This window comes from Xanthobacter sp. YC-JY1, from assembly GCF_021730305.1.
GTDB classification, from domain to species: domain Bacteria; phylum Pseudomonadota; class Alphaproteobacteria; order Rhizobiales; family Xanthobacteraceae; genus Xanthobacter; species Xanthobacter flavus.
In genome coordinates, this window is the sequence record NZ_CP032674.1 from 226,085 (window position 1) to 246,957 (window position 20,873).

22 protein-coding genes are annotated in these 20,873 nt (G+C 68.2%); all 22 read left to right on the top strand.

Going from position 1 to position 20,873, the window contains the following annotated elements; translation table 11 throughout:
• The 22 genes from flgF to D7006_RS01230 all read left to right on the top strand — a co-directional run bounded on the left by flgF (position 1) and on the right by D7006_RS01230 (position 20,811).
• A complete protein-coding gene (gene flgF / locus D7006_RS01125) occupies positions 1-723 on the top strand; it encodes a flagellar basal-body rod protein FlgF (protein ID WP_237355239.1) in 723 nt (240 codons plus the stop codon).
• A 26-nt stretch (positions 724-749) separates the two neighbouring features.
• Positions 750-2,072 carry a flagellar protein export ATPase FliI gene (gene fliI, locus D7006_RS01130; RefSeq protein WP_237356830.1) on the top strand — a complete coding sequence of 441 codons (1,323 nt, stop codon included), beginning with the start codon at positions 750-752 and terminating at the stop codon, positions 2,070-2,072.
• Positions 2,073-2,181: 109 nt separating this feature from the next.
• Positions 2,182-3,438, top strand: a complete 1,257-nt coding sequence (locus D7006_RS01135) for a flagellar hook protein FlgE (protein ID WP_237355240.1) — start codon at positions 2,182-2,184, stop codon at positions 3,436-3,438.
• Positions 3,439-3,470: 32 nt separating this feature from the next.
• Complete coding sequence (flgK, locus tag D7006_RS01140) at positions 3,471-4,925, top strand: flagellar hook-associated protein FlgK (protein ID WP_237355241.1); 1,455 nt, start codon at positions 3,471-3,473, stop codon at positions 4,923-4,925.
• 3 nt (positions 4,926-4,928) lie between these two features.
• Positions 4,929-5,978, top strand: a complete 1,050-nt coding sequence (locus D7006_RS01145) for a flagellar hook-associated family protein (protein WP_237355242.1) — start codon at positions 4,929-4,931, stop codon at positions 5,976-5,978.
• A gap of 14 nt (positions 5,979-5,992) precedes the next feature.
• Positions 5,993-6,340, top strand: a complete 348-nt coding sequence (flaF, locus tag D7006_RS01150; protein WP_169124845.1) for a flagellar biosynthesis regulator FlaF — start codon at positions 5,993-5,995, stop codon at positions 6,338-6,340.
• Positions 6,337-6,750, top strand: coding sequence for a flagellar biosynthesis repressor FlbT (flbT, locus tag D7006_RS01155; RefSeq protein WP_237355243.1), 414 nt, complete (start codon positions 6,337-6,339; stop codon positions 6,748-6,750). Before flaF ends, flbT begins: the two co-directional genes overlap by 4 nt.
• A gap of 90 nt (positions 6,751-6,840) precedes the next feature.
• Positions 6,841-7,248, top strand: coding sequence for a flagellar hook assembly protein FlgD (flgD, locus tag D7006_RS01160; RefSeq protein ID WP_237355244.1), 408 nt, complete (start codon positions 6,841-6,843; stop codon positions 7,246-7,248).
• A gap of 1 nt (position 7,249) precedes the next feature.
• Positions 7,250-7,516 carry a flagellar biosynthesis protein FliQ gene (gene fliQ, locus D7006_RS01165; RefSeq protein ID WP_169124842.1) on the top strand — a complete coding sequence of 89 codons (267 nt, stop codon included), beginning with the start codon at positions 7,250-7,252 and terminating at the stop codon, positions 7,514-7,516.
• Between the two features lie 27 nt (positions 7,517-7,543).
• Positions 7,544-9,625: a flagellar biosynthesis protein FlhA gene (flhA, locus tag D7006_RS01170; RefSeq protein ID WP_237355245.1), complete on the top strand. Its 2,082-nt coding sequence runs from the start codon at positions 7,544-7,546 to the stop codon at positions 9,623-9,625.
• Entirely contained in the window at positions 9,622-10,392 is a 771-nt protein-coding gene (fliR, locus tag D7006_RS01175) for a flagellar biosynthetic protein FliR (protein ID WP_237355246.1), read from the top strand. Before flhA ends, fliR begins: the two co-directional genes overlap by 4 nt.
• A gap of 2 nt (positions 10,393-10,394) precedes the next feature.
• Entirely contained in the window at positions 10,395-10,796 is a 402-nt protein-coding gene (locus D7006_RS01180) for a hypothetical protein (RefSeq protein WP_237355247.1), read from the top strand.
• Positions 10,797-10,846: 50 nt separating this feature from the next.
• Entirely contained in the window at positions 10,847-11,431 is a 585-nt protein-coding gene (locus D7006_RS01185; protein WP_237355248.1) for a rod-binding protein, read from the top strand.
• Positions 11,428-11,817, top strand: coding sequence for a hypothetical protein (locus D7006_RS01190; protein WP_237355249.1), 390 nt, complete (start codon positions 11,428-11,430; stop codon positions 11,815-11,817). The genes D7006_RS01185 and D7006_RS01190 overlap by 4 nt, the downstream gene beginning before the upstream one ends.
• Positions 11,814-12,383 carry a hypothetical protein gene (locus D7006_RS01195; protein WP_237355250.1) on the top strand — a complete coding sequence of 190 codons (570 nt, stop codon included), beginning with the start codon at positions 11,814-11,816 and terminating at the stop codon, positions 12,381-12,383. Before D7006_RS01190 ends, D7006_RS01195 begins: the two co-directional genes overlap by 4 nt.
• 90 nt (positions 12,384-12,473) lie before the next feature.
• Positions 12,474-15,149, top strand: a complete 2,676-nt coding sequence (locus D7006_RS01200) for a chemotaxis protein CheW (protein ID WP_237355251.1) — start codon at positions 12,474-12,476, stop codon at positions 15,147-15,149.
• On the top strand, positions 15,146-15,658 hold the full coding sequence (locus D7006_RS01205; RefSeq protein WP_169124834.1) for a chemotaxis protein CheW: 513 nt from the start codon (positions 15,146-15,148) through the stop codon (positions 15,656-15,658). The genes D7006_RS01200 and D7006_RS01205 overlap by 4 nt, the downstream gene beginning before the upstream one ends.
• On the top strand, positions 15,659-16,036 hold the full coding sequence (locus D7006_RS01210) for a response regulator (RefSeq protein ID WP_169124833.1): 378 nt from the start codon (positions 15,659-15,661) through the stop codon (positions 16,034-16,036).
• Complete coding sequence (locus D7006_RS01215; RefSeq protein ID WP_210257952.1) at positions 16,036-17,181, top strand: chemotaxis response regulator protein-glutamate methylesterase; 1,146 nt, start codon at positions 16,036-16,038, stop codon at positions 17,179-17,181. Before D7006_RS01210 ends, D7006_RS01215 begins: the two co-directional genes overlap by 1 nt.
• Complete coding sequence (locus tag D7006_RS01220; protein ID WP_169124832.1) at positions 17,178-18,023, top strand: protein-glutamate O-methyltransferase CheR; 846 nt, start codon at positions 17,178-17,180, stop codon at positions 18,021-18,023. Before D7006_RS01215 ends, D7006_RS01220 begins: the two co-directional genes overlap by 4 nt.
• A gap of 319 nt (positions 18,024-18,342) precedes the next feature.
• Entirely contained in the window at positions 18,343-19,014 is a 672-nt protein-coding gene (locus D7006_RS01225; protein ID WP_169124831.1) for a response regulator transcription factor, read from the top strand.
• Between the two features lie 120 nt (positions 19,015-19,134).
• Positions 19,135-20,811, top strand: coding sequence for a methyl-accepting chemotaxis protein (locus D7006_RS01230; RefSeq protein ID WP_237355252.1), 1,677 nt, complete (start codon positions 19,135-19,137; stop codon positions 20,809-20,811).
• The last annotated feature ends 62 nt before the right edge of the window (positions 20,812-20,873 follow it).

The window sequence follows — 20,873 nt, forward strand, 5'->3', positions numbered from 1 at the left end:
ATGGGCTCGGGTCTCTACGTCTCGCTTTCGGCGCAGCTCGCCGCCGACAAGCGCCTGACCACCATCGCCAACAACGTGGCCAACCTCAACACCGCCGGATACCGCGCCGAAGAGGTGCGGTTCGAGGAGATGGTCTCCAAGGCGGGGGGGCAGGACGTGTCCTTCACCTCCACGGGCGAGACCTACACCTCGCGCAAGTCGGGGCCGATCAACCCCACCGGGAATCCGCTGGACATCGCGGTGGAGGGGAAGGGCTGGTTCGCGGTGCGCGACGGCGCGACCACGGCCTATACCCGCGACGGGCGCATGAACATGAGCCCGGAGGGCGAATTGCGCACCCTCTCCGGCCGGCCGATCCTCGATGCCTCCGGTGCGCCGGTGGTCATCGATCCCACCGGCGGAACCGTGCGTATCGGCACCGATGGCTCGATCTCCCAGAACCGGCGCGCCATCGGCCGCATCGGCCTGTTCCTGATCCCGGAGGACGCGAAGCTGACCCGCCGCGACGGCGCGCTGGTGGTGCCGGACAAGCCCGCAGCGCTGGTGCAGAACTACAACCGCAACGTGGTGCGGCAGGGTTTCGTGGAAGGCGCGAACGTGGATGCCATCACCGAGATGACGCGTCTCATCGCCCTCCAGCGCGCCTTCGAGATGGCGGCCTCCGCCGTGTCGCAGACCGAGGACTCCACCTCGCAGACCATCCGCGAGCTCGGTCCGGGATGAGTGCGGCCCAGGTGAACACGTCCCCGATGAACGCCCTCCAGCGCCTGCGTTCCGCCGTGGAAAGCGGGATGGAGGAACACCCCCTCGTGCGCGTCGGCGGCATCGTACGGGAGGTGGCGCCGACCCATGTGCGGGTCTCCGGCCTCTCCAGCTTCGTCACGCTGGGCGAGCGGGTGGGCTTCGAGCAGGCGTCGGGCACCAGCATCGGCGAGGTCGTGCGCATCGATGCCGCCGGCGCGGTGGTGAAGCCGTTCGACGAGCGGGTGTCGGTGGGCATCGGCACGCCGGCCTTCCGCATCGGCCCCCTCGCGCTCAGCCCGGATCGTTCCTGGAAAGGCCGCGTCATCGACGCGCTGGGCCGCCCGCTGGACCGGCCCGAAACGCTGGCACATGGCCCCCGCCGCATGCCGCTCGATGCCGAGCCGCCGCCGGCCATGGCGCGCGGGCGGGTGCATCGGCCCCTCGTCACCGGGGTGCGCGCGGTGGATATCTTCACCCCCATCTGCGAGGGCCAGCGCATCGGCATCTTCGCCGGCTCGGGCGTGGGCAAGTCCACGCTGCTCTCCATGTTCGCGCGCTCGGCCGGCTTCGACACCGTCGTGGTGGCGCTGGTGGGCGAACGTGGACGCGAGGTGCGCGAATTCCTCGAAGGCCCGCTCGCCGCCAGCCGTGATCGAGCGGTGGTCATCGTCTCCACCTCCGACCAGAGCCCGATGATGCGCCGCCTCGCCCCGCAGGCGGCGCTGGCGGTGGCGGAATATTTCCGCGATGCCGGGGAGAGCGTGCTGCTCATCGTCGATTCCGTCACCCGCTATGCCCATGCCGCGCGCGACGTGGCTCTGGCGGCGGGCGAGCCGGCGGTGGCGCGGGGCTATGCGCCGAGCGTCTTCTCCACGCTGCCGAAGCTGCTGGAGCGGGCCGGGCCGGGGATGGAGGGGGAGGGGTCGATCACCGGCATCTTTTCGGTGCTGGTGGATGGCGACGACCACAACGACCCCGTCGCCGATGCCATCCGCGGCACGCTGGACGGCCACATCGTGCTCGACCGCGCCATCGCGGACCAGGGGCGCTTTCCGGCCATCAATTTGCTCGGCTCCATCTCGCGGCTGGCCGGCGAGGTGTGGAGCGAGCCGGAGCGCGATCTGGTGCGGCGGCTGAAGGCCATGATCGCCCGCTTCGAGGACACCAGCGACCTGCGCCTGATGGGTGGCTACCAGCCCGGCGCCGATGGCGAGCTGGACCAGGCGGTGGCCATCGTGCCGCGCATCTACGACGCGCTCCGGCAGGACCCCGGCGACCCGCCGAGCCTTGCCGCCTTCTCCGATCTCGCGGCCGCGCTGAAGGCCTGACTCCAGCCCCGCGCAAGCCATCCGCCCTCAGATGCGCTGATGACACTGGCGCAGGCTCCGCCCTCCGGCGGACGGCGCGCCCCCTCCAGACCGCGATGAGGACCGAGCCATGAGCCTTTACGGAATGCTGCGCACCAGCGTGTCGGGGATGACCGCGCAATCCAACCTGCTCGGCACGGTCTCCGACAACATCGCCAATGCCGGCACCGCAGGCTACAAGCGCGCCGACACGCAATTCTCCTCGCTTCTCTTGGAGACCGGCGGCACGGAATATCAATCCGGCTCGGTCAATACGGACGTGCGCTATGCCATCAGCCAGCAGGGCGCGCTGAACTACACGTCGTCCTCTACCGATCTCGCGGTGCAGGGCTCGGGCTTCTTCCTCGTCACCGACCCCTCCGGCCAGACCCAATTGACCCGCGCGGGCTCGTTCCAGGTTGACGCCAGCACCGGCAATCTCGTGAACAGCGCCGGCCTCACCCTGATGGGCTATGACGTCTCGGCCGGCGACCCCAACGTGGTGCTCAACGGCACGGCCGGCCTCGTGCCCATCAATTTGCAGAACACCAAGCTGGCGGCGACGCCCTCCACCGAGGGCACGTTCGCGGCCAACTTGCCGTCCAATGCGGCGGTCGCCGCCGCCCCCACCGCCGGTGCCAACGTTGCGGGTGCGAGCTTTTCGGAGAAGTCCTCGCTCGTCGCCTACGACAATCTCGGCAATGCGGTGACGCTCGATCTCTACCTGACCAAGACCGCGGCGAGCCCCGACACCTGGCAGCTCGCGGTCTATGACCGCGCTGGCGCCCCCGCCACGGGCACGTTCCCCTATGCATCCGGGCCGCTGTTTACGCAGACGCTGAGCTTCGACGCCACCGGCAAGCTCGCCTCGGGCAACAGCATCTCGCTTGCCGTGCCGAACGGGGCGACGCTGACGCTGGATCTTGCCGGCATGTCGCAGCTCGCGGCGCCCTACACGCCGTTCACTGCCAGCGTGAACGGCAATGCGCCGAGCGCCATTTCCGACTTCTCCATCGCCAAGGACGGCACCGTCTACGCCACCGATGCCAATGGCCGGAAATCCGCCATCTACCGCATCCCGCTCGGCACCGTTCAGAGCGCCGACCGGCTGGAGCCACTCACCGGAAATGCCTACACCACCACGCTGGAATCCGGTGCCATCCAGATCGGCTTTCCCAACGAGGGCGGGGTCGGCACGCTGCTCTCCGGAGCCACCGAGCAGTCCAACGTGGACATGGCCTCCGAACTCACCCGCATGATCGTGGCGCAGCGCGACTACACCGCCAATTCCAAGGTTTTCCAGACCGGCACCGAGCTGCTCGACGTGCTGATGAACCTGAAGCGCTGATCTGACGCCGCCGCGCCGCGCACGGGTGCATCATGAGCCTTTCCCTCGCCTTCAACACGGCGCAGTCCTCGCTCTCCGCCAATGCGGCGAAGATCGCCCTGTCCAGCCGCAACGTGGCAGGAGCGGGCGAGGCCTCCGCTTCGCGCAAGATCGCCGTCACCACCACGGCGGCGGATGGATCGGTACGGGTGGTTTCCATCACCCGCGCCACCGGCAGCGCGCTGTTCGACCGGATGCTCGGCGCCACCTCCGACAGCGCCGCGCAGCAGGCCCTCGCCAGTGGCCTCGACCGTCTCGCCCAGACCGTGGGCGACCCGCAGGACCCGACGTCGCCCGTTGCCCGCCTCGGCACGCTGAAGGATGCCCTGACCCGCGCCGCCGATACGCCGGACGACATGACGCTCGCCCAGGCGGCCGTGACCGCCGCGCAGGACCTCGCCTCTTCCCTCAACACCGCCACCGACACGGTGCAGCAGGTGCGCACGGATGCGGACGCGGCCATCGCCACCTCTGTCGGCAACGTCAACGACCTGCTCCACCAGTTCGAGGCGGAGAACAGCGGCATCGTGAAGGGCACCGCCGCCGGCGCCGACATGACCGATGCGCTGGACCGGCGCGATGCCATCCTCGCCAGGCTCTCCGAGGAGATCGGCATCTCCACGGTGACGCGCGCCAACAACGACATCGTCATCTACACCGAGGGCGGCGCCACCCTGTTCGAGACCACAGCCCGCGCGGTGGGCTTCACTCCGTCCCATACGCTCGATGCGAAGACGGACGGCGGCAGCGTGTTCGTGGACGGCGTGTCGGTGACGGGGCGCGATGCCACAATGCCGGTGCGCAGCGGCCGCATCGCCGGCCTCACCCAATTGCGCGACACGGCCGCGAGCACCTACCAGACGCAGCTGGACGAACTGGCCCGCGGGCTGGTGGATGCCTTCGCCGAGACTGACGGCGCCGGCACTGTCCGCGCCGGCCTGTTCGTGCCGGCTGCGGCGAGCGCCACCGTGCCCGGCGGTCTCGCGCGCGGCCTTGCGGGAACGCTGGCGGTGAATGCGGCCGTGGACGTCGCGCAGGGCGGCGACATCCGCCTGCTGCGCGACGGCGGCATGAACGGTGCGGCCTTCGCCTCCAACACCACGGGCGCCGCGAGCTTCGCCGGCCGGCTCAAGGAGATGGTGGCGGCGGTCGACGCCCCCCGCACCTATGATGGCGCCGCGCAGCTCTCCGACAACCAGAGCCTCGTCTCCTTCGGCACCGCCTCGGTGAGCTGGCTGCAGGGCGCGCGCAAGGCGGCGGACGCGCGCCTCGATTCCGAAAAGACGGTGCTGGCGCAGGCGTCCAACGCGCTCTCCGCCGCCACCGGCGTGAACCTCGACGACGAATATGCCAGCCAGCTCGAACTGGAGCGCGGCTATCAGGCCACCTCCAAGCTGATGGGCGTCGTGAACCAGCTTTATGACAGCCTCTTCCAGATGATCGGCTAAGCCATGCGCAGCACCTACATCTCCACCCTCGCCTGGACCTCCCCGTCCCGCGCGGCGCTGCCGAAGCTGCAATCGGACATCTCGAAGGCTACGACGGAGATCGCCACCGGCCGTCAGGCGGACGTGGGCCTGGCGCTGGGTGTCGTGACGGGGGAGAGCGTGGCGCTGCATTTGGCGCGCGGGGCCATTCGCTCCCAGAAGGAGGGCAACGCGCTTGCCACCAGCCTCATTGGTCACAGCCAGGCGGCGCTCTCCCAGATCAGCGATGATGCCAACCTCTTCCTGAAAGACATCCTCGCCGGGCAGGCGGGCAATTCATCCGGCGCCATCCTCGCGGATCAGGCCAAGTCGGCGCTGGATGCACTGACCGCCCATCTCAACGCCACCGACGGGCAGCGCTACCTGTTCGCGGGCATCAACAGCGCCGAGCCACCCATGGCGGACTATGCCACCGGCCCCAAGGCGGCGGTGAATGCCGCCTTCGCCGGCGCCTTCGGCCTCGATCCCGCCGATCCGCAGGGGGACCCGAAGGTGGCGGATATCTCTGCTGCCGACATGTCGTCCTTCCTCGATGGCGCGTTCGCGGACCTGTTCGCCGATCCCGCGTGGGGCGCGAACTGGTCCGGCGCGTCGGACGAGGCGCTGACCAGCCAGATCTCCGACACCGCGCGCGTTCCCGTCACCACCACCGCCAACACGAAAGCCATGCGCAACCTTGCCATGGCATTCACGATGGTGTCGGAGCTTGGCACGGCCACCCTCTCGGAGGCGACCCGCAAGGTGGTGCTCGGCAAGGCCGTCACCGTCGCCGGAGCGGCCGTGAGCGGCGTCATCTCCCTGTCGGCTCAGCTCGGGGTGTCCAAGTCCCGCGTGGATGCGGCGGAGGAGGCCCTCGCCAAGGTTTCCGATCTCGTCGACCAGAGGATCAACGTCCTCGAAGGGGTCGATCCCGCCGAGGCGAAGACCCGCCTCGACACCCTGACGACGCAGTTGCAGATGTCCTACGCGACCACCTCGAAGGTGATGCAGCTGAGCATCCTGAACTACATCTGACATGAGGGTGCGTGATGTACCGTTTCTCCTACGCGGAAATACTTGACGAGTCCGCGACGCTCAACCGCGAGCGTGAACGCCTCGCCCTCGACCAGGCGGTGAATCTGCTCACCCTCGCGGCCAAGGCGGAACCCGGCTCGTGCGAGGTGCTGGCAGCGGTCGCCTATCTGCAGAAGCTCTGGGGCTTCTTCATCACCGATCTCGCCGATGCCAACAACGAGCTGCCGCGCGAGCTGCGCGCGACGCTCGCCTCACTCGGCCTGTGGGTGATCCAGGAGTGCGACCGGCTGATCTCCGGCACCGGTGGCGACATCCCCATGCTCATCGACGTCAATATTGCCATCCGGGATGGTCTGAAATGACGAAGCCCATGCACATTTCCCTCAAGGCCGGCGAAAAGCTGTTTCTCAACGGCGCCGTCTTCCAGGTGGACCGCAAGGTGACGCTGGAACTGCTCAACGACGCGACCTTCCTGCTGGAGAGCCACGTGATGCAGCCGGAAGACACCACCACGCCGCTCCGCCAGCTCTATTTCGTGGCGCAGTCGCTGCTGGTGGACCCGGCCAATGCCGAAGCCGCCCGCCGGCTGTTCTTTCGCCAGCTGGCGTCGCTGATGACGACCTTCACCAAGGCCACGATCCTGATGAACCTCGACGAAGCGGGCCGCCTCGTCGGCGAGGGCCGGACGTTCGAGGCCCTGAAGGCGCTCAGGGGCATGTTCCCGCAGGAGGACGCGATCCTGAACTGCGCCGTTCCGCCGAAAGTCGCCTGACGCGTTCCGCGCGGTTACCCACAAGGCCGCCCGCAAGGTCGGCTTCGCGCAATCCTCGCGGGCGAGAAGGGTGGGAAAGGAGATCGCAGCATGACCCAGGTCCAGAGCGTCGCGTCCGCGGCCGGCGCCGCCGCAACCAGCAAGACGGCCTCGGCCGGCAAGGCGAACAGCATCGACTACAACGCCTTCCTCCAGCTCCTGGTGGCGCAGTTGCAGAACCAGGACCCGACCCAGCCCATGGATTCCACCGCCTACATGTCCCAGCTCGCCTCCTTCTCCCAGGTGGAGCAGCAGGTGGCGAGCAATTCCAAGCTCGAGTCCCTGCTCGCCGCCAGCGCCTTGCAGACCGCTAACCTTGCCTTGGGCCACACCGTGACCTCCGCCGACGGCAGCATCAGCGGCAAGGTTTCCTCGGTGGAGATCACCAGCGACGGGCCGCTGGCGCAGCTCTCCAACGGCAAGAGCCTGCTCATCGGTCCCGGCGTGACGGTGAGCTGAGATGAACGAGGCAGATGCGCTCGGCATTGTCCATTCGGCCATCTGGACCATCCTCGTCGCCGCCGGGCCGGCGGTCGCCGCGGCCATGCTCATCGGCATCCTCGTCGCCCTGTTCCAGGCGCTGACGCAGATCCAGGAAGTCACCCTCACCTTCGTGCCGAAAATCGTCGCGGTGCTGGTGGTCGCGGCAGTGACGGGCTCCTTCATGGGCGCCCAGATCATGGCCTTCACCGAGGAAATCTACGGCCGCATCGCCAGCGGCTTCTGAGCCGACGTTTGCGGGGGAGCCTGACGCATGTCCGATATCACGGTGCGCGAGGCGGCGCAGGGTTCGCGCCGCGACATCGGCTTCGCCATGGGCATGGTGGGGATCCTCGCCATCCTGTTCCTGCCCATTCCGCCCGCCCTTATCGATATCGGCCTCGCGCTGTCCATCGCGCTGTCGGTGCTGATCCTGATGGTGGCGCTGTGGATCGACAAGCCGCTGGAATTCTCCGCCTTTCCCACCGTCCTCCTCATCGCGACGCTGCTGCGCCTCGGCCTCGGCGTGGCGACGACGCGCCTCATCCTCGCCCACGGCTCCGAGGGGGTGAGCGCGGCCGGGCACATCATCCACGGCTTCTCGCAGCTCGTCATGAGCGGCGATTTCGTCATCGGCATCGTGGTGTTCCTGATCCTGGTGACGGTGAACTTCCTGGTCATCACCAAGGGTGCCACCCGCATCGCGGAGGTGGGCGCGCGCTTCACGCTCGATGCCATCCCCGGCAAGCAGATGGCCATCGACGCCGATCTCAACGCCGGCCTCATCGACGACAAGGAGGCGCAGCGCCGCCGCGCCGAGCTGGAGGAGGAGAGCGCCTTCTTCGGCTCGATGGACGGCGCCTCCAAATTCGTGCGCGGCGAGGCGGTGGCGAGCCTCATCATTATCGCGGTGAACATCTTCGGCGGCATCATCATCGGCGTCACGCGGCACAAGATGCCCATCGCCGACGCCGCCGACATCTTCACCCGCCTCTCCGTGGGCGACGGCCTGGTGTCGCAGATCCCGGCCCTCGTCGTCTCCCTCTCCGCCGGCCTGCTCGTCTCCAAGGGCGGCACGCGGGGGCGGGCGGAAAAGGCGGTTCTGGGCCAGCTCGGCGCCTATCCGCGCGCGCTGTTCGTGGCGGCCGGCCTGCTCTTCGCCCTCGCGCTGGTGCCCGGCCTTCCGTTCCTGCCCTTCGCGCTCATCGGCGGCATGATGGCCTTCGTCGGCTGGTCGGTGCCGCGCCAGCTCGCCAAAGAGAAGGCGGATGCCGACGCGCGCGAGGCCGATGCGAAGCAGCTGGCGGACCGCGAGGCGCGGGAGTCGGTGAAGGAGCAGCTGAAGACCGCCGAGATCGAGGTGTGCGTCGGCAAGCAACTGGCGACACAGGTGCTGCGGACGCCCTCGGAGCTCGGCAACCGGCTCGGCAAGATGCGGCGCAAGTTCGCCTTGCGCTACGGCTTCGTGGTGCCGGACATCCGCATGTCGGAGAGCCTCGCCGCGCCGGCCAAGGGCTACCAGATCAAGATGCACGGCACGGTCTTGGCGGCGCAGGAGATGCGCATCGGCGAACTGCTCGTGGTGGTGGGCGACGGCGCGCCGCCGGACGTGCCGGGCGACGAGGCGCGCGAGCCGGCGTTCGGCATGAAGGCCATGTGGATTCCGGAGGCCTACGCCACCGAGGTGAAGCGCGAGGGCTTCGCGCCGGTGGACAATCTCACCGTCATCCTCACCCACCTCTCCGAGGCCATCGCCAACAACCTGCCGCAGCTTTTGTCCTACAAGAGCATGCGGGCGCTGATCGACCGGCTCGACCCCGAATACAAGCGCCTCGTGGAGGACATCTGCCCGGCGCAGATCTCCTATTCCGGCCTGCAGGCGGTGCTGAAGCTGTTGCTGGCGGAGCGCGTCTCCATCCGCAACCTGCATCTCATCCTGGAAGCGGTCGCGGAAATCGTGCCCCACGCGCGGCGCTCCGAGCAGGTGGCCGAGCATGTGCGCATGCGCATGGCGCAGCAGATCTGCGGCGATCTCGCCGAGGGCGGCGTCTTGAACGTGCTGCGCCTCGGCAGCCGCTGGGATCTCGCCTTCCACCAGAGCCTCAAGCGCGACGCCAAGGGCGAGGTCATCGAGTTCGACATCGACCCGCGCCTCGTGGAGCAGTTCGGCACGGAAGCGGCGACCGCCGTGCGCGAGCGCATGAAGGCGGGCGCGCCCTTCGTGCTCGTCACCGCGCCGGATGCGCGGCCTTATGTGCGGATGATCGTGGAGCGCATGTTCCCCTCGCTGCCCGTGCTCTCCCATGTGGAGATCGCGCGCGGGGTGGAGATCAAGGCGCTGGGCGCCATCTCGTGACCTCCGGCGCCGTGAGCCTGCTCGCGCGCGAGGCGGTGCTCGACGCCTTCCTCGTCTTCTGCCGGGTGGGCGGCGCGCTGATGCTGATGCCGGGCATCGGCGGCCGGCACATTCCCATGCGCGTCAAGGTGTTCCTGGCGCTTGCCCTCTCCTTCGCTTTCCTGCCGCTGGTGCTGGACCAGGTGGCGCCGCGGGTGCGGACGGCGGGTTCGGGAGATTTCGTCTTCATGATCGCCGGCGAGCTTCTCACCGGCCTCCTCATCGGGCTTCTGGCGCGGCTCTATGTGACGGGGCTGCAGTTCGCCACCAGCTTCATCGCCCAGGCGGTTGGGGTCTCGCCCATGCCGGGCGTATCGGTGGAGGAGGACGAGCAATTGCCCATCCTCGCCACCCTCATCGTCTTCGCCGCCACCGCCCTCATCTTCGTCGCCGACCTGCATCTGGAGCTGGTGAAGGGGCTGGTGGACAGCTTTTCCCGCGTGCCGCCGGGCAGCCTGCTCGCGGTGCGGCCGGCGCTGGTGGATCTCGTGGACCAGATGACGGCGGTGTTCCTGGTGGCGGTGCGGCTCTGCGGCCCCTTCATCCTCTATTCGGTGATGGTGAATTTCGCCGTGGGGCTCATCAACAAGTTCACTCCGCAGATCCCGGTCTATTTCGTGGCGACGCCCTTCGTCACCGCCGGCGGGCTGCTGCTGCTCTATGTGAGCGTGGAGCCGCTGCTCTCGGCCTTCCTCGTCGCCTTCTCCCAATGGCTGAAGGCGGGCTGAGCATGGTCAAGGAGCGACATCGCAAAGCCGAGCGCCTCGTTGCCGTGCAACGGCAACTGAAACGTGCCGCCGAGACACGCCATGCGGAGGCGGTGCGCGAGGGGGTGAGGCTCGATGGCGAAACGGCGGACCTTGTGGCCGCCCTCGATGACGGGCGGTTCGCCCCGCTGATGCTGGAAAACGTGGCGCGGCGGCTCGAGCGCGTCGCCCTCGCCCGCCAGCAGGCGCACGCCGCCGAGGTGGCCGCCGCCGGTCAGGTGAAGGCGGAAAGCTTCACCCTGAAGCGCGCCGAGCGCCATGCCGAGACCACCGGACGGCTCGCCCGCGCCGAAGCCGAGCGCACCGCCACCGACGAGATCGCCGAGGCGAGCCTCGTATCCAGCGGACGTGCAAGCCTCGCATAAGCATGGCGGGGCAGGGTGGCGTCCGAACCGTTCTCGATGGAAGCCGCACCATGGGCATCTCACCGCCGACCGACCTCGTCTTCGACGTGATGCAGGCCGCCGATGCCGCCCGCGCACGGCAGGTGATGGGCAAGCTTCAGTCGCTCGCGCCCGCCCCTGACGGTGCCTTCCGCACCGAGCTGGACACGGTGGCCGAGGCGAAAGCCATTGCGCGGGCGGACAAGGCCACCGCCCGAGGCGACAAGGATGCGGCCGCCGCCGCTGCGGCGCTGATCCCGCCCGGGGTCGCCTTTTCCGGCGCCAGTCTCACGGGGCTGAAGAATGCCCACGCCCTCGGCCCGCACCACGCGGCCGGTGCCACCGGCGCCGCGCCGCTTGCCGGCACGCCGGGCGCCGCCTCGCTGCAGAAGTTCGAGGCCATGGTGCTCTCCCAATTCCTCGACACCATGATGCCGGCCAAGGGCGCCACCTCGAAGTCGTCCATGTTCGGCGCCGGCACGGCCGGCGACACCTGGAAATCGCTGCTGACCCAGAAGGTGGGCGAGGAGGCCGCCCGCGCCGGCGGCATCGGCCTCGCCGCGCGCCTCGGCCAATCCTCCGCCGTCTTCGCCAGGGCGAAGGGAGGTGCGGCATGAGCTTCGACAGTGCGCTGCATTTCGCCCGCCCGCCGGCGGTCGTCGCACTCATCAGCGCCCTCGACCGGCTGGAAGAGACCATCGATCTGGAGAATGCCGCGTTCGAGGAGCGCGGCGCCCTCGATCTCGTGGAGATCAACCGGCGCAAGAGCCGCGCCTTGCTGGAACTGAGCCGTGTCGCCCGCGGCCTGCCGGACCGCCTCGATGCGGCGACCGCCGGACGGCTGGCGCGGCTGAAGGCGAAGCTCGATCGCAACCAGTATGTCATCGCCCTGCGCATCACCGCCGCGCGAGAGGTGGGCGCCATCCTCGACCGGGCCCTGGCCGAGGCGGAGTCGGACGGCACCTATTCGGCTCACCCCGCGCGGTCGGGAGCGGGCGCATGATCCGCTTCGTCATCATCGGCGTGTGGGCCTGCCTCGTGGGGCTCGGCTCCAGCTACGCCGCGGCCTGGTATGCCGCGGGCGCCCCGCGCAAGAGCGAGGACCCCTATCTCGCCGGCCTCGAATATCGCCGCCTGCCCGCCATCACCGTGCCCATGATCGTGGACGGCAAGCTGCAGGGCTATGTGCTGGCGAAGTTCGTCATCACCGCCGACGCGGCCGAGCTGCGCAAGCTGCCCATGGAGCCCACCGTGTTCGCGGTGAACGCCGCCTTCAGTGAGATCTATGTGAATGGCCGCATCGAGAGCGGAAAGATCACCAAGTATAATCTTCCCGAGATGATGGGCCGTATCAAGTCCAGCACCAATACGTATCTCAAGGGCGAGGTGATCCGTGAAGTGCTCGTGGATTCCCTCAATTATATTGACAAGACCGACATGCGCACCGGCATCGGCGTCAACGTCGCGAGTTCCTCGGGCGAGAAGCCGGCAGGCAAATCCGGCGACAAGTCCGGCGACAAGTCCGGCCACGGCGAGGCCGATGCCAAGCCGGCCAAGGGCGGGCATTGACCATGCGCGCCCTCACCCTCGCCCTTCGCGCCCCGCGCCTCATCCCTCACATCAGCCGCGGCCCCGCCGCATCGCCCCGGAGCCAGGATCATGGATGATCTCTTGCGCGAGTTCCTGACCGAGACCAGCGAGAGCCTCGACGTCGCCGACGTGGAGCTCGTGAAGTTCGAGCAGGACCCGAACAACGCGCAGATTCTGAACAACATCTTCCGCCTGGTGCACACCATCAAGGGCACCTGCGGCTTCATCGGCCTGCCGCGCCTCGCCTCCCTCGCGCACGCCGCCGAGACGCTGATGGACCGCTTCCGCGAGGGCCGGCCCGTCACCACCGATGCGGTGGGGCTGGTGCTTTCCACCATCGATCGCATCAAGCTCCTGCTCCAGCACGTGGAGGAGACCGAGGGTTCCGAGCCCGAGGGTGAGGACCGCGATCTCATCTCCCTCCTTGAGGCCATGGCGGAGGCCGTGGACGCCCCCGCAGCTCCGCCCCCACCGGCGCCGCCACCCCAGCCGGCGCAGACGCTGGAGCGCCCGCTGCTGCCCGGCGAGCTGCCGCTGGACGAGCTGGATCGCATCTTCCGCGAGACCAAGGTGGACCCGATCACGCCCGCGCCCGCCGCCCCGGCCGCACCGCCCAAGCCGGCACCGGCCATGCCCAAGGCCGACGCCGATGCCACCCACGCCGCGGCTCAGGCCGGCGAGGCCCATGGCGTCGCCGCCCAGTCCATCCGCGTCCATGTGGGGGTGCTGGAACAGCTGATGACCATGGTGTCCGAGCTGGTGCTGACCCGCAACCAGCTGATGGAGATCGCCCGTCGCCACGACGAGCCGGAATACAAGGTCTCCCTGCAGCGCCTGTCCAATGTCACGGGCGAGCTGCAGGAAGCGGTGATGCGCACGCGCATGCAGCCCATCGGCAACGCCTGGCAGAAGCTGCCGCGCATCGTGCGTGACCTCGCGCAGGAGCTGGGCAAGCAGATCGAGCTGGAGCAGGTGGGCGCCGACACGGAACTGGACCGGCAGGTGCTGGACCAGATCAAGGACCCGCTCACCCACATGGTCCGCAACTCCGCCGACCACGGCCTGGAGATGCCCGAGCAGCGCCGCGCCGCGGGCAAGTCCGAGCGCGGCCTCATCCGCCTCTCCGCCTATCACGAGGGCGGCCATGTCATCGTGGAGATTTCCGACAATGGCCGCGGCCTCGACGTCGCGCGGATCAAGCAGAAGGCGCTGGAGAATGGCCTCGCCACCGAGGCCGAACTGGCGAAGATGCCGGACTCTCAAGTGTTCCGCTTCATCTTCCACGCCGGCTTTTCCACCGCGCAGAAGGTGACCAATGTCTCCGGCCGCGGCGTCGGCATGGACGTGGTGCGCTCCAACCTCGAATCCATCGGCGGCACCGTCGATGTGCGCTCGCGGCAGGGCGAGGGCTCCACCTTCGTCATCAAGATCCCGCTGACGCTCGCCATCGTCCCCGCCCTCATCGTGCGCGCCGCCGGCGAGCGCTTTGCCCTGCCGCAGAGCGCGGTGGAGGAACTGGTGCGGGTGCAGGCGGGCTCGGACCACGAGATCACCTGGCTGAACAACTCCCCCGTGCTCGGCCTGCGCGATCGTCTCCTGCCCATCGTCAGCCTCGGCGCCCTGCTCGGCCTCTCGCCGGAGCGCGACGGGCGCGACGAGGCGCTGTGGGAGCGGGCGCTCATCGTGGTGATGAAGGTGGGCCACCAGACCTTCGGCGTGGTGGTCGAGGCGGTGTCCCACACCGAGGAAATCGTGGTGAAGCCCATGGCCTCGGCCCTGCGCCAGCTGCCCATGGTCTCCGGCAGCACCATTCTCGGCGACGGGCGGGTCATCATGATCCTCGATCCCGCGGGCTTGGCCCAGCATGCGGCGGCGCGCGGCGGCGCTGCCGAGGAGGTCAGCCATCACGGCGCCGGCCGGCAGTCGCGCGCCAGCCAGAAGCGCTCGTCCCTGCTCCTGTTCCGCGCCGGCTCGCGCGATCTCAAGGCGGTGCCGCTCGGCCTCGTCACCCGCATCGAGGAGCTTGAGGTGGCGCGCATCGAGCGCGTCAACGGCTACCCGGTGCTGCAGTATCGCGGCGCGCTGATCCCGGTGCTCTACGCCAACGAGGAGGTCCAGCGCGTGGCCGCCGGCACCCAGCCCATGCTGGTGTTCGCCGATGGCGGGCGGGTCATGGGCCTCGTGGTGGACGAGATCGTCGACATCGTGGAGGCCGAGCTCGACATGGAGCTGTCGCCGTCCAACATGCCCGAGGTGCTCGGCGCGGCGGTGCTGTCGGGGCAGGCCACTGAGATCCTCGACGTCGCCTTCTACGTCCAGGTGGCCTTCGGCGAGCGCTTCCGCCATCTGGTGCGCTCGTCCGAGCGGCCGCGCCTGCTCCTGGTGGACGAGAGCCCGTTCCACCGCGACCTCTTGGCGCCCATGCTCAACGGCAACGGTTACGAGGTCACGGCCTGTGCCTCCGGCGGCGAGGCGCTGGCGCGGCTCGGCACGGAGGACGGCTTCGACGCCATCGTCAGCGACGTGGACCTGCCCGACATGGACGGCTTCGCCCTCGCCGCCGCCGTGCGTGGCGACCCGCGCATCCGCGAGGTGCCGATCATCGCGCTCGCCACCGCGCAGGACCGCGATGCGCTGGAGCGGGGCCGCGCCGTCGGCTTCACCGACTGCGTTGCCAAGTTCGATCGCTCCGGCCTCATCGCCGCGCTGAAGGAATTCACCGGCCGACAGGGAATTGCCGCATGAACGCCCATACGCCCCTGACCCACGAGGCAGCGCCGACTGCCGCGCACGACGTCGTCCAGTACGTCACGGTACGCATCGGGCCGCAGCTGTTCGGCCTGCCCATCGCGCTGGTGCACGAGGTGTTCGTGCCGGAGGCCATCACCCGCGTGCCGCTCGCCCCCGGCGAGATCGCCGGCGTGCTGAACCTGCGGGGACGCATCGTCACCATGGTGGCCATGCGGCGCCTGCTGTCGCTGCCCGACGCGGAAGGCGCGCCCATGGCAGTGGGCATCGAGCACCACGGCGAGGCCTTCGGCCTCATCATCGACGAGGTGGGCGAGGTGCTCTCCCTCGATGCGGCCCGCCGCGAAGCCAACCCGGCCAACCTCGACCCGCGCTGGGCGCAGGTGGCCGCCGGCGTCCATCGCCTCTCCGGCGATCTGATGCTGATCCTCAATGTGGACCTGGTGCTCGATCGGGCCGGCTCGGCCGTCGCCCGCCAGGATGCCGGCAAACGCGCGGAGCTTTGAATGAAGACCTGTCTCGTGGTGGACGACTCCAGCGTCGTCCGCAAGGTTGCCCGCGGCATCCTCGAAGATCTCGGCTTCTGCGTGGAGGAGGCGGCAGACGGCGCCCCGGCGCTGGAGATGTGCGCCCGCGCCATGCCGGACGCCATCCTGCTCGACTGGTCCATGCCGGTGACGGATGGCCTCGCCGTGCTCGAACAGCTCAGGTCGAGCGAGGCCGGGCGTGCGCCGAAGGTCATCTTCTGCACCGCCAAGAACGACATGGAGCACATCGCCCGCGCCGTCTCTCTTGGCGCGGACGAATACATCATGAAGCCCTTCGATTCCGAAATCCTGCGCGAGAAGCTCGAGGCCGTCGGCCTCCTGGACAGGGTGGACTGATGCCGCAATCGATCTCCCCGCCGGCGACGTCCGCGCTCGGCTCCGCCATCCGCGTGATGGTGGTGGACGACAGCGTGTTCGTGCGCGGCATCGTCTCGCGCTGGTTGTCGGAAGACCCCGCCTTCGAGCTTGTCGGCACCTTTTCCAACGGGAAGGCGGCGCTCGGCGATCTCGATCGGGTGCAGCCCGACGTGGTCATTCTTGACCTTGAAATGCCGGAGATGGACGGCCTCACCGCCCTGCCGCTGATCCTGAAGCAGCGCCGCAACACCACCGTCATCGTCGCCTCGGCGCTCTCCCGACGCGGCGCCGAGGTGAGCCTCAAGGCGCTCACGCTGGGCGCCGCGGACTATCTGCCGAAGCCCGACGCCACTAAGGGCACGTTTGCCACCGACGACTTCAAGCGCGAGCTGATGGAGAAGGTCCGCAGCCTCGGCCTGAAGGTGCTGCGGCAGGCGGGCCGCGCCCCGCTCGCGCCGCCGCCCACCGCCCAGCCGCAGGCGGCGGCATTGCCCAGCCAGCCGAGGGGGCCGATCCGCTTGCGACCCTATTCCGTGTCCGACGTCTCGCTGATCGCCGTGGGCAGCTCCACCGGAGGGCCGCAGGCGCTGACGCGCCTGTTCGCGGTGCTCGGGCCCTATATCGACCGCATCCCTGTGGTCATCACCCAGCATATGCCGCCCACCTTCACCGCGCTCCTCGCCGAGCATGTCACCCGCGCCGCGGGGCGGCAGGCGGCGGAGGGGCAGGATGGCGAGGCGCTGCGCGCCGGGCGCATCTACATCGCCCCCGGCGGCAAGCACATGCTGCTGGAGCGCGACGGGCCGCGCACCCTCATCCGCCTGTCCGACGGGCCGGCGGTGAATTTCTGCAAGCCGGCGGTGGACCCCATGTTCGACACCGTGGCGCAGATCTACCGCCGCAACGCGCTGGCCCTCGTGCTCACCGGCATGGGCAGCGACGGCGCGCGCGGGGCCGGTATCATCGCCGATGCGGGCGGCAGCGTCATCGTGCAGGACGAGGAGACGAGCGTGGTCTGGGGCATGCCCGGCGCCACCGCCAGCGCAGGGAACGCCAGCGAGGTGCTCCCCCTCCAGGCCATCGGTCCCAAGGTCATCGCCATGCTTGCCAGGAGGCGCGGATGATCCGCCCCGCGGACTACGAGTTCTTCGCCCGGTTCCTGAAAGAGAAGTCGGGGCTCATCCTCACCGACGACAAGCACTATCTCCTGGAAAGTCGCCTCATCCCGTTGCTCAACCGCTTCGCGATTCCTGACTTCGCGCGCTTGGCGGAAATCCTGAAGAGCAACGAGGCGCCCATCATCGCGGAGGCGGTGGTGGAGGCGATGACCACGAATGAGTCCTTGTTCTTCCGCGACAAGGTGCCGTTCGAGGACATGGCTCGCTCGCTGTTGCCGGCCCTGTGCGCGGCGCGGCTGAAGACCCACACGCTGCGCATCTGGTGCGCCGCCGCCTCCACGGGACAGGAGCCCTATTCCATTGCCATGCTGCTGGCGGAGCGGCCGGAGCTGACCGGCGGGCGGCGGGTGCAGATCCTCGGCACGGATATCTCAAGCGACGTGCTGGAGCGGGCCCGCGCCGGCCGCTACAACCAGTTCGAGGTGCAGCGCGGCCTCTCGGTGCAGCAGCTGCTCAAGTATTTCGTGAAGTCGGGCGACTGGTGGGAGGTCATCCCGCAGCTCAAGTCCGTCGTCGAGTATCGCAAGTTCAACCTCCTCGAACCCTTCGGCGGGCTCGGCACCTTCGATCTCATCATGTGCCGGAACGTGCTGATCTATTTCGACGTGCCCACCAAGGCCGACATCCTGCTGCGCATGTCGCGCCAGCTCGCGCCCGACGGCTTCCTCCAGCTCGGCGGGGCGGAGACGGCGATCGGCATCTGCGATGCCTTCCGTCCGCTGCCGGACCATCGCGGCACCTACGTCCACACCCGCGCGCCCTCGACGATCGTCGCCGCCCGGCGGTAGCACGAGCTTTCGCCGGCCGCCCGCGCCCAGCCCGCGGCGGGGATCGTTCCGGATCGGAGCCAATCCGGAGCGAGAATGCCCTCAAAACTCCAGAGCCGGCGCCGCGGATGCAGAATCCGCCGCCGGCTTTCGTCTTTCGTAGGGTGGCGAGGCCGCGACCACTCCGATCTGGCAATCAATTCGCTTCCAAACCCGTTCCTCTTCAGATTGCTCGCTCTCCCGCCTCGTCATAGGGATTTTGTGTCGTTCGGCCCGTCAATAAGTCATTAAGACATCGACGCCGACCGCGCGGAAATGCTGTGACATGATGGAGGGTATCATGTATGTGGTCGTTGATGAGCGTGCGTCTGTTGCTGAAAGCTATGTGTCGGCCTTCTCTCGTGAAGGATTTTCTTCGCAGAGCTTCTCGGGCAGCGAGTTTCGGGACTGGATTGAGACCACCTCGGATCAGGACCTCGGCGCGGTCGAAAGCTTCCTGATCGGGGAATCCGACGCGCGGATCACCTATCCCGACCTCATCCGCTCCCACAGCCAGGCCCCCATCATCGCGCTGGAGGACGTGAAGTCCCTCACCCAGACGCTGGAACTCTTCACCGCCGGCATTGACGACGTGGTGCGCAAGCCCGTCCATGTGCGTGAGATCGTGGCCCGCGCCGATGCGGTGTGGCGGCGGGTGCGCTCGGGCGACATCCAGATGCCGCTCGACGAGCGCCTGCGCGTGTTCTTCGATGGCCGCGACCCGGAAGTGGATGGCGAGCCGCTGGCCCTGCCGCGCCGCGAGCGGCACATCCTCGAATATCTGGTGAAGAACTCGAAGCGCCGGGTCACCAAGACCCAGATCTTCAACACCATCTACGGCATCTTCAACGAGGACGTGGACGAGAGCGTGGTCGAGGGTCACATGAGCAAGCTGCGCAAGAAGCTGCGCCTGAAGCTCGGCCGCGACGTGATCGATGCCCGCCGCTATCTCGGATACCAGTACGTCGGCTGATGAGCTGAACAACTCCCTGGGGCCGCAAGCTACAACCCAGCTTGAACAGCTAAGACGGGCCGGATCTTTGTCTATCAAAGACGAGACAAGTTCAAAACAGCCCTTATTGGGGAGACAAAAATGCGTCTGACCGTCAAGAGTACATTGATCGGCCTATATCTTGTCCTGGTCGCTCTGGCGGCCGGACAGGGAGCCCTCGCCCTGATCAAGCTCAGCCACCTCAACGACAATACGACGGAAATCACCACCAACTGGCTTCCGAGCGTGCGTGCCGTGGGCGAGGTCAAGTATACGATGACCCGAGTTCGCGTCGCAGCCATGCGCATGCTTCTGGTGTCTGATCCGAAGGAAAGCGCCGCGCTGCAATCGCGTATGACACGCCTCCTCGCCGAGAACGGCAAGGCGATGACCAATTATGAGAAGCTCATTTCCAGCCAGGAGGAGCGCAACCTCTGGAACTCGGTGATGGTGCATTGGGCTGACTACACGCAGGCTCAGTCGGAATTCCTCGGCAAGCATCAGTCCGGCATGACGGAAGAGGCCGTCGATCTGGCGAGCAAGACCCTTGCATTGTTCGATTCGGTCATAACGGGCCTCGACAAGAACGTCGAACTCAACGACCGCTCTGCCGAGGCGGCCGCTGCTGCATCCGTCGCGGATTACAATGAGGCGCGCTTCGTCCTTCTCGTGTCGATCGGCGTGCAGTTCGCGCTCGGTCTTGCCGCGGTGGCCTTCATCGTCATCGGCATCACCCGCCCGCTCAATCGTGTCACCGCCGCCATGGGCAAGATCGCCGGCGGCGCCCTCGATACCGACGTGCCGAACCGCGAGACGAAGAACGAGATCGGCGACATCGCCCGCACCCTCGAGGTGTTCCGCGACGGCCTCGCCGACAATGAGCGCCTGCGCGTCGAGCAGAAGCGCAAGGAAGAGGAGATGGCGCAGCAGCTCGTCGCCGAGCGGGCCAGCATCGCCAACTCGTTCCAGAGCCGCATGGGTGCCCTCGCCGAGCGCTTCTCCGGCTCGTCCGGCGAGGTGGCCGACGCCGCCCGCAACCTCTCCGCCACGGCGGAGGAGACCTCCCGCCAGGCCCAGTCGGTGACGCTCGCCGCCGAGGGTGCCTCCGACAACGTGCAGACGGTCGCCGCCTCCGCCGAGGAGCTGTCCGCCTCCATCCGCGAGATGAGCGACCAGGTGTCGAACTCGGCGGTCATCGCCCGCTCGGCGGCCGAGGAAGCCGAGCGCACCAACGAAAACATCCGCCAGCTCTCCGAGGCGGCCCAGTCCATCGGGCAGGTGCTGAACCTCATCAAGGAGATCGCGGAGCAGACCAACCTGCTCGCCCTCAACGCCACCATCGAGGCGGCGCGGGCGGGTGATGCGGGCCGCGGCTTCGCGGTGGTCGCTTCCGAGGTGAAGGAACTCGCCGCCCAGACGGCGAAGGCCACCGACGAGATCTCCATGAAGATCGGCGAGATCCAGCACGCCACCTCGGCCACGGTGACCTCCATCCAGAGCATCGTGACCACCATCAACAATGTGCGCGACCTGACCGCCATCATCGCCGGCGCGGTGGAGGAGCAGCGGGCCGCCACCAGCGAGATCGCCGCCAACACCCACCGTGCGGCCCAGGGCGCCACGCAGGTGACGAGCAACATGTCGGGCGTCGGCCAGGCCGCCGGCATGACCGGCTCCGCCGCGACCCAGCTCATGAGCCTGTCCTCGGCCCTCTCCGAGCAGTCCCAGGATCTCCAGCGCGAGGTGACGAGCTTCGTCTCCACCCTCCGGGCGGCCTGATCCAAGGCACGAAAAAGAAGGGCCGGTGTCGCGAGACACCGGCCCTTTTCATTTGCGGAAGC

Excerpts from the sequence above, each read along its gene's own strand:
- D7006_RS01200 (WP_237355251.1), top strand. The coding sequence starts at position 12,474 with ATGGATGATCTCTTGCGCGAGTTCCTGACCGAGACCAGCGAGAGCCTC.
- D7006_RS01230 (WP_237355252.1), top strand. The coding sequence starts at position 19,135 with ATGCGTCTGACCGTCAAGAGTACATTGATCGGCCTATATCTTGTCCTG.
- flhA (WP_237355245.1), top strand. The coding sequence starts at position 7,544 with ATGTCCGATATCACGGTGCGCGAGGCGGCGCAGGGTTCGCGCCGCGAC.
- flgF (WP_237355239.1), top strand. The coding sequence starts at position 1 with ATGGGCTCGGGTCTCTACGTCTCGCTTTCGGCGCAGCTCGCCGCCGAC.
- D7006_RS01220 (WP_169124832.1), top strand. The coding sequence starts at position 17,178 with ATGATCCGCCCCGCGGACTACGAGTTCTTCGCCCGGTTCCTGAAAGAG.
- D7006_RS01185 (WP_237355248.1), top strand. The coding sequence starts at position 10,847 with ATGGGCATCTCACCGCCGACCGACCTCGTCTTCGACGTGATGCAGGCC.
- D7006_RS01210 (WP_169124833.1), top strand. The coding sequence starts at position 15,659 with ATGAAGACCTGTCTCGTGGTGGACGACTCCAGCGTCGTCCGCAAGGTT.
- D7006_RS01190 (WP_237355249.1), top strand. The coding sequence starts at position 11,428 with ATGAGCTTCGACAGTGCGCTGCATTTCGCCCGCCCGCCGGCGGTCGTC.
- flgK (WP_237355241.1), top strand. The coding sequence starts at position 3,471 with ATGAGCCTTTCCCTCGCCTTCAACACGGCGCAGTCCTCGCTCTCCGCC.
- fliI (WP_237356830.1), top strand. The coding sequence starts at position 750 with ATGAACGCCCTCCAGCGCCTGCGTTCCGCCGTGGAAAGCGGGATGGAG.
- fliQ (WP_169124842.1), top strand. The coding sequence starts at position 7,250 with ATGAACGAGGCAGATGCGCTCGGCATTGTCCATTCGGCCATCTGGACC.
- D7006_RS01205 (WP_169124834.1), top strand. The coding sequence starts at position 15,146 with ATGAACGCCCATACGCCCCTGACCCACGAGGCAGCGCCGACTGCCGCG.
- flaF (WP_169124845.1), top strand. The coding sequence starts at position 5,993 with ATGTACCGTTTCTCCTACGCGGAAATACTTGACGAGTCCGCGACGCTC.
- D7006_RS01215 (WP_210257952.1), top strand. The coding sequence starts at position 16,036 with ATGCCGCAATCGATCTCCCCGCCGGCGACGTCCGCGCTCGGCTCCGCC.
- flgD (WP_237355244.1), top strand. The coding sequence starts at position 6,841 with ATGACCCAGGTCCAGAGCGTCGCGTCCGCGGCCGGCGCCGCCGCAACC.
- D7006_RS01145 (WP_237355242.1), top strand. The coding sequence starts at position 4,929 with ATGCGCAGCACCTACATCTCCACCCTCGCCTGGACCTCCCCGTCCCGC.
- D7006_RS01180 (WP_237355247.1), top strand. The coding sequence starts at position 10,395 with ATGGTCAAGGAGCGACATCGCAAAGCCGAGCGCCTCGTTGCCGTGCAA.
- D7006_RS01225 (WP_169124831.1), top strand. The coding sequence starts at position 18,343 with ATGTATGTGGTCGTTGATGAGCGTGCGTCTGTTGCTGAAAGCTATGTG.
- D7006_RS01195 (WP_237355250.1), top strand. The coding sequence starts at position 11,814 with ATGATCCGCTTCGTCATCATCGGCGTGTGGGCCTGCCTCGTGGGGCTC.
- flbT (WP_237355243.1), top strand. The coding sequence starts at position 6,337 with ATGACGAAGCCCATGCACATTTCCCTCAAGGCCGGCGAAAAGCTGTTT.
- D7006_RS01135 (WP_237355240.1), top strand. The coding sequence starts at position 2,182 with ATGAGCCTTTACGGAATGCTGCGCACCAGCGTGTCGGGGATGACCGCG.